Annotated in this window: 10 protein-coding genes; 4 read left to right on the top strand and 6 right to left on the bottom strand. The window is 35.2% G+C overall.

Annotated elements, in window-relative coordinates; translation table 11 throughout:
- The first annotated feature begins 10 nt into the window (after positions 1 to 10).
- The gene (locus tag BN3004_RS03600) at positions 11 to 808 is read left to right on the top strand and encodes a hypothetical protein (RefSeq protein WP_058259897.1); all 798 of its coding nucleotides are present in this window, start codon (positions 11 to 13) and stop codon (positions 806 to 808) included.
- A 117-nt stretch (positions 809 to 925) separates the two neighbouring features.
- Here the strand turns inward: BN3004_RS03600 and BN3004_RS03595 are convergent, their stop codons facing one another.
- Entirely contained in the window at positions 926 to 5,953 is a 5,028-nt protein-coding gene (locus BN3004_RS03595; RefSeq protein WP_058259896.1) for a Cna B-type domain-containing protein, read from the bottom strand.
- A gap of 212 nt (positions 5,954 to 6,165) precedes the next feature.
- Here BN3004_RS03595 and BN3004_RS03590 point away from each other — a divergent pair, with 212 nt between their 5' ends.
- The 3 genes from BN3004_RS03590 (at position 6,166) to BN3004_RS03580 (ending at position 8,903) form a co-directional block, all read left to right on the top strand.
- Positions 6,166 to 6,696, top strand: a complete 531-nt coding sequence (locus BN3004_RS03590) for a helix-turn-helix domain containing protein (protein WP_058259269.1) — start codon at positions 6,166 to 6,168, stop codon at positions 6,694 to 6,696.
- Positions 6,591 to 7,553, top strand: a complete 963-nt coding sequence (locus BN3004_RS03585; RefSeq protein WP_148344886.1) for an IS3 family transposase — start codon at positions 6,591 to 6,593, stop codon at positions 7,551 to 7,553. Before BN3004_RS03590 ends, BN3004_RS03585 begins: the two co-directional genes overlap by 106 nt.
- A gap of 174 nt (positions 7,554 to 7,727) precedes the next feature.
- Positions 7,728 to 8,903 (top strand): ISL3 family transposase, encoded by a 1,176-nt coding sequence (locus BN3004_RS03580; protein ID WP_058259271.1) that lies wholly within the window; start codon positions 7,728 to 7,730, stop codon positions 8,901 to 8,903.
- A 188-nt stretch (positions 8,904 to 9,091) separates the two neighbouring features.
- Here the strand turns inward: BN3004_RS03580 and BN3004_RS03575 are convergent, their stop codons facing one another.
- From BN3004_RS03575 to metG, 5 genes are read right to left on the bottom strand one after another with little or no spacing between them, the layout of a single operon-like run.
- A complete protein-coding gene (locus BN3004_RS03575; protein WP_058259895.1) occupies positions 9,092 to 9,436 on the bottom strand; it encodes an ArsR/SmtB family transcription factor in 345 nt (114 codons plus the stop codon).
- Positions 9,426 to 10,286 (bottom strand): 16S rRNA (adenine(1518)-N(6)/adenine(1519)-N(6))-dimethyltransferase RsmA, encoded by an 861-nt coding sequence (rsmA, locus tag BN3004_RS03570; protein WP_082244069.1) that lies wholly within the window; start codon positions 10,284 to 10,286, stop codon positions 9,426 to 9,428. The genes BN3004_RS03575 and rsmA overlap by 11 nt, the downstream gene beginning before the upstream one ends.
- Positions 10,279 to 10,812: a ribonuclease M5 gene (gene rnmV, locus BN3004_RS03565; RefSeq protein ID WP_058259894.1), complete on the bottom strand. Its 534-nt coding sequence runs from the start codon at positions 10,810 to 10,812 to the stop codon at positions 10,279 to 10,281. The genes rsmA and rnmV overlap by 8 nt, the downstream gene beginning before the upstream one ends.
- On the bottom strand, positions 10,805 to 11,575 hold the full coding sequence (locus BN3004_RS03560; RefSeq protein ID WP_058259893.1) for a TatD family hydrolase: 771 nt from the start codon (positions 11,573 to 11,575) through the stop codon (positions 10,805 to 10,807). The genes rnmV and BN3004_RS03560 overlap by 8 nt, the downstream gene beginning before the upstream one ends.
- Positions 11,575 to 13,512, bottom strand: a complete 1,938-nt coding sequence (gene metG / locus BN3004_RS03555; protein WP_058259892.1) for a methionine--tRNA ligase — start codon at positions 13,510 to 13,512, stop codon at positions 11,575 to 11,577. Before metG ends, BN3004_RS03560 begins: the two co-directional genes overlap by 1 nt.
- Positions 13,513 to 13,525: the final 13 nt, after the last annotated feature.

Here is a 13,525-nt window from a genome sequence, read left to right as displayed (position 1 = left end):
GAGGTGAATTATGAAAAAGAAATTTATTTTATTTATAACTATGCTAGTGGCCATGCTTATGGCATTGACAGCATGTTCAGAAAAAGAGACGAAGTTTACAAAGGAAGAGATAAAAGACTGGAACGTTAGCGAAGGCAAAGAGCCAAAGGCTGATGACATCGACGACGACTTTGTTAATGCGCTTAAACGCTTTATTAAGAAGAGTATAGCAGAGAAAAATTACGAAGCCTTCTCAGAGATGGTTAGCGATGAGTATTTGACAGCGGTTGACATGACGCGTGATGAATACAGAGCGCTTAACAAAGAGACAAGCGAAGCACTTAAAGACATTGACATCGAAGTATCAGATGTTGAAGCGAGCCAAGTTGATGAACACGCAATCGAGCTTAGATACACTTTGAGCTTTAACAACTCAAATACTGCGCAGTACATCTACATCTACAAGGATAAAGACGATGTATTCAAGTTTGCACCATCGATGTACGAGCCGCACGCTTGGCAATTAAGTGACTTTGATAAAGACAAAATCAATATACAGTTCATATCACTTGGTAAAGTTACTGAGGGTATGGAAGTCAGAGCAAAACTTATGAGCACTGAGAAATGGGACAGAGAGCTACTAAGCGCAACGCTTTACACAGACAGAGGTAAGTACGATGCAGCCAAATTCAAGATAAATATCGCAAGCGGCAAGACAGAGCACGCGCTTTTCTACTTCAATCACGCAAAAGGCAAGGCAGAAAAATTCGATCTAGTCTACAAAGGCGATGGCGGCAAAGAAAAGATGACTACATTTGAGTTTAAGTAGATAATTTTTAATAGATATGTATATATAGTAGGAAGAGATGCTTCCTACTATTTTTTTTGCAAAAAATATCTGCCAGGCTCATATGTGCCTAGCAGATATCTTTTATAATAGATTTAACTATTTACTTTTTTCTACGATAAACTTTTTCTTGATATATACAAGTCCAAGTAAAATCATTAAACCTAAGAATATACCTAAAGCGTCTTCTGTAACGCCAGTCTTTGGTAATCTGTTCTTGTCTTTAGGCTTTTCATTTTCTTCTTCTGGTTCATGTGGTTCTTCTGGTTCTTCTTCTTCAGGTTCTTCTGGTTCCTCAGGTTCTTCTGGTGGAACTTCTTTGTTTAGTATAGTGAAACCTTTGTACATTTCACCAGAGTAGCTTACCTCGAACTTTCTATCGTCAATATTGTAGATATTGTCCTTTTCGCCTACTTCTCTAACAGTGTATGTGTATCTTCTTCCTGATTCGTCTTCTAAATCAAGATTAGTGAAGCTTGCACTCCAGCCGTTAGCTGCGTTTAAAGTAAGGATTTTGCCGCTTGCTTCGCCATTGATATACAGCTCAACTTGTATATCTCTAGTTTTGCCAAGAGCTTGCCAAACTTTATTTACTCTAACTGTTATAGTTTTTGTTTCTGGTGTAGGTGGTTCTTCTGGCTCTTCAGGTTTTTCTGTGTTAGTGAAAGTGACTTTAGCTACTTCTGTAATTACTACATCAACTGGATATACGATGATCAAGTTTCCATCTTCATCATATTTAAGTTCTACCTCAGCTTTATCTTCGGCTGCTTCTTTAAGTTCAAATGAGTATTTTTTGCCTTGAATCATTTTTAAGAATTCATCTTTTGTCAATTCTTTCTTGTCTGTGCCAAAGAATTTTACAATCTTGTCTTTAGCATCAAAATCCATAGTTGTTTCAATAGACTGTTTTCCGTCAAATTTTTCTAAGTCTTCTTCAGTAAATTCGTAGTTGTTTGTAGATAGAATCCCTTTTCCTAGGAATTCTTCCATGTATTTCCACTCTTCAGGTGTAAGAGTTATTTCTTTATCAACATACTTTCCTTTTATCTTAATCTTAAGATTTTTAGGGATAGATTCAGTGTTTTCAGTATCCCAAACTTTTTCAACTTCAATACGATGTTTTGGTTGATAATAGTTTGTAAGCTCAAAATATTTCTTACCTTCTTCAGTATATGGTTTTACATAAAGTAAATTGTCATTATCGCCAACATCTGTTAACTTTGGTACATAAAGAACTAACTTTCCATTTTCTTCAACTAATTTAAGGACATATGGATCATCGTTTGTAACAATGTCACCATCCCAGTTCGCTTCATACTGTCCAAGGTTTCTTGGGAACGGCTTTCCATTTTCATCGTAATACATTTTAATTTCTATATCTGAATCTTTAAATTTTCCATTCATTACTATATCTTTGATAACTGTGTCTAAATGCCAATCCCATCCATCAACTCTATATGGCTCTAGTTTTTTTGTATAAACTTCTTTTACTTCTTTATTCCCAACTTTGTAAATATAGTGCACTTCAAAAGGTATATAATTAATTCTAAAATATCCACCTGTATAATCTTTATAAATTAGATATTTATCAGAATCTTTATCCCTTTCAACTCTAATATTTAAAATAGAATTTTCTTTTCTTGTAACAAGTGGGATAAATATTTCAGAATCTTCCTTAACCCAATATTTTTCAAATCCCATGCCATCTAATTCAAAAAATGGAAGTTTGTCAAAATTACCTTTCCATCCATTATCTTTAGATAGGATAACGTAACGATCGTTTCCATCTTTATCCTTAACTCTTATTCCATCTCTCAATAAATATACCTTAACAGAATCAGGAATATCCTTTTCTTCTATCGATTCATCCCATTTTTTCACTACAGGTATTTCTGAATATGGATAGTTAGTAATGGTAAATCTATGATTTGGCACTAACGCTAACCTATAACCATTGGTATTTTTTGTGTAATCATCAGTTGTATGATCTGGATTCCCCATATATTGAGTCCAAAGATATGGTAGTTGAATTTCAACTGTACCGTCTTCTTTTTCGAGTATATAGGCTTCATGCCAAGGACCATTTTCTTCCCACCAATTTGAATCAGCAGTTAAACCATTGTAGCCAAGGCCAACCCAATCAGGAGATGGTTCATAGGCTTTTTCATAACTATGATATGTTATTTTTACATCTTTAAGATTCTTAAACTTATCAAGAAGCATATCTTTTACGAGGCCAGTCCATTTCTCTTTATCTTCCTTATAGTCAATTTTAATATCTTCCCTCGAGATTTCTTTACCATTTTTATCCTTATGGATAAATACGATTTTGTAGTCCATTTGCTTGTGAGGTGGCATATCAAAATTAATGGCATTATCATCATTAGGGTATTTTTCACCAGCAAATACTCTTTCAACCTCTAAAGAATTTAATGTTTCATCTATAACAGAGTAGAAATCATCATTTCTTTCCTTTATTGAGTAGCTGATCTTCTTTTTCATAAGCTCTTCAGCTGTAAAAGGTAGATTTTCAAACTTTGCAGTCCAATCATTATCTTTACTTAGTTCAACTTCGCCATATTTTGCGTCTCCTATAAATAAATCAACCCAAATGCTTTTAGGTTTTTTATCTTCAGGAATCGATTTATGCCACTTTTTATCTATAGTTATTTCATATTCGCCAGTTTTTCCTGGAGGAGTAGTGTTAGCGTTTGATCCAATTCCAGCACCCTTTAAAGCAGTGTTGCCCATAATAAATAGATTAGAGTTTGTCCAAGCTTCATTTTTTGTTTGAGCATTATATATAGCTTGTAAAGATACAGCTTTGTCTGTGTGATACATCCATTCTGGAACTTCTTTGCCGTTATATAGATATTTTATAATATTTCCTTGTTCTGTTATTGGAGATATATTTGTTAAGAATTTTGGAAAATCATAACTTTCTCCATTAAAAATACTATAATTATCTTTTTTTCCATGAGTAAAAATGTCTTTACCACCAGATGAAGCATCATTATCAAAAATGTAAACTGAATTAAAATCTTCAAAATCTACATTTCCTGCTGGACAATGCCAAAATCCCCCGCCATTACCAGCAGAAAGATGATAGTAAGCACCATTTATAGCTTTATTTTGACTAATCAATACATGTTCTAACTTTAAAACGTGTGGGACAATAGAAACATAAATTCCTCCGCCCATATTTTCAGACTTATTGTTTAAAAGATAACCACCTTTTAATGTAGCAGTCGATGCATTGATATAAATGCCTCCACCTGCACCCGATGTGTTACCATCATTATGAACTTTGGCTATATTTTTATAAATAAGTCCACCATATTGAGTGTAGTACGCTCCAGCATATTTAATATATTCATCATAATCAACATTTTGAATATTAGAATAGTTTACGCCATTAGTACCTGTAACATAATTATCATTAATAGCAACAGCTCCTCCATGGTAAGATTCATTTCCAGCTAATATACCATTATTGAATATAAAATTAGCAAGTGAATCTACATGTACAGCACCGCCATAATTTTCTGTCTCTGGTTCTAAGTTGTCATACAATGGACCTTTATTATTAGCAATAAGACCTCCATTCATTGTAAATAGAGCTTTAATTCTTTTACCATTTTTATTTCCGAAAATTCGTCCTAAAAATACGCCACCTACTGGTGCTTCGTTATTATCAAGACTTCCGCTTTCTAAAGTGAATTTGCCACCTTCATCAATATAAACAGCTCCAGCTGCATTGAATGTTGATTGACCTTTAGAAATATTTTTATTAGAAGTAATTCTGCCGCCATTCATAGTGAATGTAGCACCTTCATGCACATAAATAGGCGCAGAATTAACGTGTTCATTATTGCTGTTGGCAATAAATCCTCCATTCATAGTAAGTTCGCCAGACACATCAATTATTGATCCATGTTCTATAGCTGTTTTCACATCTTTATTGCCATCTATAAATAATGGATCCTTATTATCTTTTCCTAAAGTTAACGTAGCTCCTTTTTCGACTTTAAATAGTGTTGCCTTAAAATCTTTAGCTCTTTTTAAAATAATATCAACATTGGGCAATGGATTCTTTTCTAAATCTGTATCTTCAAGAGCTTGTTCACCTTTAGCTTCTGCTTCTTTAACAAGCTCTTGTCTTCTTTCCATGTCATTATCTGGTTCTGGCATAGTTATTTTATCTTCGCCAATTGGTGTGACTTGATTATCTGCTTTACTTCTATCAGCGCCAGATGTAATTGTTATGTCTTGATCTGCTTTTATTATAATCGTTTCACTTATATCAAAGCTTTGCATAATCTTGATGATTGTTGGAGTAGAACCTGCTTCTGCAATTGCATTCTTTAATTCTTCAAACGTACTTACTTCAACAACTTTTTCAGCTCCACTACCTTGTCCTGCTCCTAAAGCTATAGGATTTTCAGCTAGTTCTTCTATTTCTAGTGTTTCGCCAGCCTTTAATTCTTTTGCTTCTGTCTTCTCTTCAGTTTTTTCGCCTTCTTCAGCTTTTTCACCAGCTTTTTCTTCTGTACCTTCTTTAGCTTTTTCTTCTTCAGTCTTTTCTTCTGTATCTTCTTTAGCTTTTTCTTCGTCTGTTTTAGTATCAGAATCTTTTGCTTCTTCTTTTTTGTCGTCGCCATCTTTATTTTCTTCTTGCTTCTTATCTTCTTCTTTATTATCATCTTTTACTTCTTCAGACTTTTTATCTTCTTCATTAGTCTTTCCTTCAGCTTCCTCTTCTGATTTTGTTTCTTCTTTTGCATCGGAAGGCTTTTTGTCTTCAGGCTCTACAGTCTTATCTGTATCTATATTAGAGCTTGGCACCCCCCCCATGTCAACATTTTCTACATCTGTTTTTGTAGTTTTGTCTTCAATAGGAGCACTCGCTTCTTTATTTCCTTCCTCTACAATTTCTTCTTTCTCTTCAGCTTTTACTTCTTCAGCTGTATTTCCTCCCTCAATACCTTTGGGAGCTTCTTCAGAAATTACTGTCTTTGGCTCTTCTGTCTTTACTGTATTTTCATCCATCGCCATGACGTTTACACCTGCAAAGATAACTAAGCTTAGTATCATTGTTAGTATAATCACATTTAATTTCTTCATTTCTCTCCCTCCTTTCTTTTTATATTTTATTTTGCAAAGATATAACTTTGCATACTCAAAAATTTTATTTGAGTACTATTATTATATACCTACATAAAGTTAATTGCAATGATTTTCAATCAAATCATATACATTTTATAAAAACGCACACAAAAAAGAGAGCCTTTGTACTGCCCCCTTAAATCCGGACACGGAAATAAGGGGGTATTTTAATGAAAAAAATAACATATGAAGAGAAATTAAAAATAGTAAAAGAAAACCAAGAAGGATATGGACAAATTTATCTATCGAAAAAATATGGGATATCTAAAGATACAATTCGAAATTGGATTCAGTCATATGGAATGTTTGGTGAAGAAGGCCTCAAGAAAAGTATTAAAAATAGTTCATATAGTGGAGAATTTAAATTATCTGTGATAGAATATAGGAAAATAAATGGTCTATCCTACAAAGAAACTGCAGAACACTTCAAAATCAAACAGCCATCCACAATAGCTGTCTGGCAAAGGAAGTATAAAGAAAAAGGTTTTGAAGGTTTATGTGGGAAGAGAGGAAGGCCAAAGAAACTAGGAGATTCTAATATGAGCAAAGATAAGATAAATGAATTTACCCCTTCAGAAAAAGAAGAGTTAATTAAATTAAGACAAGAAAATCTATACCTAAAAGCAAGGCTAGAATACGAAAAAAAACTGGAAGCCTTAGTTCAAAAGAGATTGCAAAAAACAAAGAAAAGACCAAAATAATTTTTGAACTAAGGCAAAAATACAAGAAATTACCTTTAAAGTATTGGCTAGAGACTGCTGATTTGCCAAAAAGCTCTTACTATGAATGGGAGAAGAAACTACAGGAAGTAAATACAAAAGAAGCCAAAGATATTGAAAGAGTAAAGAGAGTAGTTGAAGAATCCAAAAGAAGATATGGCTACAGAAGAGTGTGCTTACAACTAAAAAAAGAAGGCATAATTATGAACCATAAAAAAGTTCTTAGAATCATGAAAGAAAACAATCTCTTATGTAACAAGTATGGCTTAAGAAGAAAAGCCTACTCATCATACAAAGGCAATGTAGGTAAAGTTGCTAAAAATAATTTAAATAGAGACTTTTATGTGGATAAGATAAATACAGTATGGGTAAGTGATGTAACAGAGTTTAGAATAAGAAATTCGGAAATAAAACTCTACCTATCTCCAATAATGGATCTGTATAACGGAGAAATAATTTCCTACAGCATAAGCAAATCTCCAACAGTAGAGTTCACACTAAAGTCATTAAAAGACGCAATACAAACCATACCTGTAAAGCATAACTTAATGATCCACACCGATCAAGGCTTTCATTACCAACATAGGAGTTGGGTATATACACTTGAAAAATATGGGATCAAACAGAGTATGTCTAGAAAAGGAAATTGCCTAGATAATTCACCCATGGAAAATTTCTTTGGATTGTTAAAACAAGAGATGTTTTACTGTGAAAACTACAAAACTATTGAGGAATTAGAAGCTGCTATTAGAGAATATATTGACTGGTATAACAACAAGAGAATAAAGACAAAATTAAACGGCCTGTCACCTGTTGAGTACAGGTTACAAGCCGTGTAATAAACGCGGTTATTTTGTCCGGGTTTGTGGGTGCATATCACANGGCTGTATAATATCTATTGGGGAGTAAAACCTCAATAGATATTTTTTTGATAAAATTACAAAAAAAAGTTGCACTTGCACACATTTTATCCTATACTTAAAATACCACTACAACATAGGAGGTGTGTACAAGTGCAAGAATATAATACCATAAATTTGCTAGCTTGTAAAGATGTAGTTGTTAACAATTTTAAAGAAGGTGAAAATGTAGTAGTTATAGAAGCACAGACAAAAAAGTTAAAAAGCTGCCCATACTGTGGTTCTAAACATATCTGGGTTCATGATCACAGAACTCAAAAGATAAAAGATACACAGATGCATGGTAAAAAATGCATAATAAACCTAAGAAAAACTAGGTACAACTGTAAGTGCTGCGGGAAAAGAATTGATAGCAAAACAGAACTAGTAGCAAAGAAAATGACCATGACAAAAAGACTAGTAGCATCCATAGCTAGAGAGTTTAGAGAACTTTACTCAATAAAGTCAATATCAAGAAGATACTCAGTAAGCACATCAACAGTTACAAGAGTCCTATCTTACCTATCAGTAGAGAGAAAAAGTCTTCCAAAAGTACTTTTAATAGACGAGTTTAAAGGCGACAGCGGTTCATACAAGTATCAATGCTCACTTCTAGATGGCATAACACATGAAATCATAGACATAGTTAAAAGTAGGCAAGAAAATATTTTGTTTGAATACTTTAAAAACATACCAAAAGAAGAAAGAGAAAATGTAAAGATATTTGTTAGCGATATGTCAAAAACATTTAAAAACGTTAAAAACGCATACTTTAAAAACGCAGTACACATAGCAGACAAATATCACTTCGTAAGACAAGTCTCTTGGAGCTTAGAAAACGTAAGAAAGAGAATACAAAAAGATACATCAGCAGAAATGAGAATATACCTAAAAAGAAGTAAAAGCATACTTACAAAACCAATGCCAAAACTTAATGATGATCAAAAGCGAGAAGCAGCTCTAATGCTAGAGATAAGCGAAGAGCTAAGACTAGCATATGGCTTAAAAGAATCCTTCTATCAAGAAGTTCTAGTGCAGAAAAACAAAGAACAAGCACAATACAAGGTAAACGCATGGATAGACATATGTAAAAAATCAAAACTTAAAGAGTTTAAATCATGTATAACAGCCTTTACAAACTGGTCTGATGAAATTACAAACTCATTTGACTACAAACATTCAAATGGAGCACTAGAAGGAAAACATACAAAGATAAAGACACTAAAAAGAAACAGCTTTGGTATGAGAAACTTCGAGAGGTTCAGAAAAAGAATAATGCTTTTAGACTAAAATATATATATAAAACATCATAAAAACCTAATAAGCCTATATAGGTTTATTAGTCATGCAAAAATTACATAAATTTGTGTTATTTTAAGTATATAAATTAAAAACGTGCAAATGTTAGTTTTAACATAAAAAGAGAGACTTAAATCAATAAGTCTCCCCAATATTTGACATAGAGCCATAATATATCTTTATTGAACTTTTTCTTTCGCATGCTCCAAGCCTTGTTTATACAGCATCAAAACGTGTTCGTCATCAAGTGAGTATATCAGTGCCTTGCCATCTCTCTCGTACTTAACTAGGCCAAGATTTCTTAATATTCTTAAGTGGTGACTGACAAGTGGCTGTGTCATGTTTAACGCGTATGAAAGGTCTGTAACGCACATCTCGCTTAGGCTTAGCGCATGTATGATTTGTATTCTTGAAGGCTCGCTAAGCGCTTTCATAATGTCTGCAAGTTTCTCAACTATCTTATAGTCGATGACATCGTTTTTTATTGCGTCTAAGTCTTCTTGACTTAATTCTCTATTTTCCATAATCTCCCTCCAAGTCTCTCGTTATGCTTACAAAGTCATCAAAGCTCAGCTCCTCTGCCCTTGCATTTTCACCTTTGCCAATGGCCTTTAGTGCTGCCACTGTATCCTTTTTATCTATACCCACTTCGCTATTAAATAAAGCGTTCGCAAGCGTTTTTCTTCTCTTCATAAAGGCTGCTCTAATTATCTTTAAGAATAGCTCTTCATTTTCCAAATCTTTTTTCTTCTTTTCTATATATAGTACTGCTGAATCAACTTTTGGCTTTGGATAGAAGCAGTCCTTAGACACGTTAAATGCTATGCGCGCATCGCCATAGGCCCTTGTAAAGACAGATATGCTGCCGTAGTCCTTTGATTTTTCATCTGCGACTATCCTTTGAGCGACTTCTTTTTGCACCATAACCGTGATTGAATCTATATCAAGTTTTGACTCTAGTAAAAATGTTAATATGGGTGTCGTCACATAGTATGGCAGATTGGCGCATACTTTAAACGGACCGCCTGTCAAAGCCTTGATCTCGTCCTCAGTGGCGTCCATAAAGTCTTTGTAAATGACATCTACATTATCATGCTCGCCAAGCGTTTCCTTGTGTATCTCTCTAAGTGATTCGTCAAGTTCAAAGGCTATGACCTTTTTCGCGTGTTTTGCGAGCTCTTCGGTCAAGGTGCCTATGCCGGGACCTATCTCCATAACAGTAGTGTCATTTGTTATGCCGCTTTCTTCAGCAATCTTCCTAATTATATTGCCGTCAATCAAAAAGTTTTGTCCAAGCGCTTTTTTAAATACAAAGCCAAAGTCCTCTTGCAGCTCTTTGAGTCTTGCTATGCTATATAAACCCTTTTCAGTCAATTTTTTTCATAGCCTCCTCAAAATCTTCTCTCGAAATTTGATAATAGTTTAGTGCGTCGAGCATCTTTTTTGCGTTTGAATTAGAAATTTTTAGTAGGCTCGCAAGTTTTTCGCGTCTCTCCTTAGAGCCGTCCGCGCCTAAGAGGCCTGTCTCATACAAATCTTTCGTTGTATATAGTACAGTCCTCTCCTCTGTCGAGGCTCTTGCGTTCATTAAGGCATCTATAATTGCTTCTTTCGAAGCATTTTCAACGCCTATATCATCTTTCTTAATCGCATCTGACTGCTTTAAATAAGCGTTTTTACAGCCCTTAACATTCTCATTTATGGTGCGCCTAATCATCTTACCGGCGTAATCAGGGTCAGTAAATACAATTACTCCCCTCGTTTTGACAGCCTTCTTAAGCTCATCGAAGAGCGTCTTTTTTATTTTATAGCCATGTGTCGCGACGATGTCTGCATCAACAGCGTTTTTTATCTGAGCGATGTCGTCCATGCCTTCGACAACTATGAGTTCTTTAATCATTTTTCACTCCAAAAAATTCAAATGCGTTCTTCTTTGTTGCTTCAAGCACTTCTTCTACGCTAATATTTTTGATCTCAGCAAGTTTTTCTGCAACCAAAATGACTTTTCTCGGGTCATTTCTCTTGCCTCTATAAGGTACCGGCGTCATATATGGTGAGTCTGTCTCTATAAGTAAATCTTCTAGAGCTACCTCTTTTGCGACGTCAACTGTGTTTTTTGCGTTTTTAAAAGTTAGTGCTCCGCCTAAAGCTAGTTTGTAGCCTAATTTTAAAAATTTTCTCGCCATCTCTATAGATCCTGTATAGCAGTGGATTAAAACCTTCATACCTTGAGCGTATTTTTCAAGTATTTCATAAGTTTCTTCCATCGCCTCACGCGTGTGAATAACGATGGGCACATCCATTTCACTAGATAAATCTATCTGATCAATAAAAACTTTTCTTTGCACATCTCTTGGCGAAAAATCATAGTGATAGTCAAGACCAATCTCGCCTATCGCCATAACCTTATCCTTTTTTAATAGCTCTTTAAGTGCCTCACGCGTTTCAGCTGTGTAATCCTTTGCCTCATGCGGATGCACGCCTACAACTGCGTAGACGTGATCGTATTTTTTGGCAAGTTCATATGAGCTGTAGCTCGTCTTAAGGTCAGATGCTATATTAAAGAAATAGTTTCCGCCAGCTAATATATCGGCTATGACTTCGTCTCTGTCCTCATCAAAGGCCTCGTCGTCAAGATGGGCGTGTGAATCAACGAATATCATTACGCAATCACTGAGCCCGATGGCATATCTGCAAGCGATGTCACTAGTGATAAGTCATCGCCGTTTTCACAAGCAAGTATCATGCCTTGAGACTCAATGCCTCTAAGCTTTCTAGGCTTTAAGTTGCATACAACGACAACCTTCTTACCTATGATGTCCTCTGGTTTGTACCACTTTTTGATACCGCTAACAATAGTTCTTGTCTCGTCACCAATCTTAACTGTGTTAATCAAAAGCTTGTCAGCTTCAGGATGTTCCTTCGAATCAATAATTTCACCTAGTCTTAGATCAAGCTTAGCAAAGTCATCATATTCTATAGCTGGCTTAGCATCAGAGTCCTCTGCCTTTGCCTTGCCATCTTTTTCTTCTCTCGATTTAATTAAATTTGCGTTTTCACTAAGTAGTTTCTCTACTTCTTTTTCAACGTCAAGTCTTGGGAATAGTGTATCTATCTTCTTTACAGTGTATTTGTCAACTAAGCCAAAGTCGTCGCACTCTTCATATTTCATTTCTTCACTTAAACCAAGCGCTTCCCTAATCTTATTAGCAGTATCTGGGATGAATGGGCTTAGTAAAACTGATGAAATTCTTAATGCTTCAAGTAAATTATATATTATAGTTTCAAGTCTTTCCTTGTGTTCATCATCGTTAAGAGTCCATGGGCATGTTTCGTCGATGTACTTATTGGACCTTCTAATTAGCTTAAATACTTCGTCAATGGCTACAGATAGGTTAAGGTGTTCCATCTTTTCATCAAGAACTGCCTTTCTTGTTAGTGCCACATCGATTAAGTCTTTATCAATTGTGTCATCAGATGCCTTTTTATTAACAGTGCCGCCAAAGTACTTTTCAGCCATGGCAATAGTTCTTGAAACCAAGTTACCAAGGTCATTTGCAAGGTCAGAGTTTACTCTTTCCATAAACTTTTTGCTTTGGAAGTTACCATCGCTACCGAAGTTAAACTCTCTTAAAACGTAGTACTTAAGCGCATCTCTGCCATATAGCTTAACTATTGGCTCAGGGTAGATGACATTGCCCTTACTCTTACTCATCTTGTCGCTTTCAAAAAGTATCCAGCCATGGCCAAAGACTTTCTTAGGTAGTGGAAGGTCTAGAGCCATTAACAAAGCTGGCCAAATAATTACGTGGAAACGCAAAATGTCCTTACCAACTAAGTGAATATCAGCTGGCCAAAGCTTTTCGAATTTTTCATCGTCTTGTAAGTATCCTGCCGCGTCAATGTATGACGACAAAGCGTCTATCCATACGTAAACAACATGCTTTGGATCGAATGGCACTTGAACGCCCCAGTCGAAGGATGTTCTTGAAACGCATAAGTCTTGAAGACCGTCCTTGAAGAAGTTATTGATCATTTCAGTCTTTTTAGACTCTGGTTCAATAAATTCTGGGTGCTCTTCGTAATATTTTAAAAGTCTGTCCTTGTAATTGCTTAATCTGAAGAAATACGCTTCTTCATGAGCTGGATGTACTTCTCTACCACAGTCAGGGCACTTGCCGTCAACAAGTTGAGACTCAGTCCAGAAAGACTCACATGGAGTGCAGTAAAGTCCTTTGTACTCGCCCTTGTAGATGTCGCCTTGCTCGTAAAGCCTTGTAAATATCTTCTTAACCATCTCATCATGAGACTTATCAGAAGTTCTTATATACTTATCATATCTTATGTCAAGTAAGTCCCATAGCTTATATATTTGTTCATTAATCTTTGTAACGAATTCCAATGGAGTAACGCCAGCCTTTTCAGCGTTCTTTTGGATTTTCTCGCCGTGTTCGTCGGAGCCAGTAACAAAATATACATCCATGCCTTGAAGCTCTTTGTACCTCTTAAGCATGTCAGCAACTATAGTCGTATACGTGTTTCCTATGTGTAAATAACCACTTGGATAATAAATTGGTGTACTTAAATAATATTTTTCCATTCTTTCAACTCCT

Source organism: Fenollaria timonensis, from assembly GCF_001457835.1.
Taxonomy (GTDB): Bacteria; Bacillota; Clostridia; order Tissierellales; family Peptoniphilaceae; genus Fenollaria; species Fenollaria timonensis.
Note: the sequence above shows the minus strand (reverse complement) of the source record. Positions and strands in the feature narration are given on the sequence as shown.

Bases quoted from the DNA above. Each gene is read 5' to 3' on its own strand.
- BN3004_RS03600 (WP_058259897.1), top strand. From the start codon at position 11: ATGAAAAAGAAATTTATTTTATTTATAACTATGCTAGTGGCCATGCTT.
- BN3004_RS03595 (WP_058259896.1), bottom strand. From the start codon at position 5,953: ATGAAGAAATTAAATGTGATTATACTAACAATGATACTAAGCTTAGTT.
- BN3004_RS03590 (WP_058259269.1), top strand. From the start codon at position 6,166: ATGAAAAAAATAACATATGAAGAGAAATTAAAAATAGTAAAAGAAAAC.
- BN3004_RS03575 (WP_058259895.1), bottom strand. From the start codon at position 9,436: ATGGAAAATAGAGAATTAAGTCAAGAAGACTTAGACGCAATAAAAAAC.
- rnmV (WP_058259894.1), bottom strand. From the start codon at position 10,812: ATGATTAAAGAACTCATAGTTGTCGAAGGCATGGACGACATCGCTCAG.
- BN3004_RS03560 (WP_058259893.1), bottom strand. From the start codon at position 11,575: ATGATATTCGTTGATTCACACGCCCATCTTGACGACGAGGCCTTTGAT.
- metG (WP_058259892.1), bottom strand. From the start codon at position 13,512: ATGGAAAAATATTATTTAAGTACACCAATTTATTATCCAAGTGGTTAT.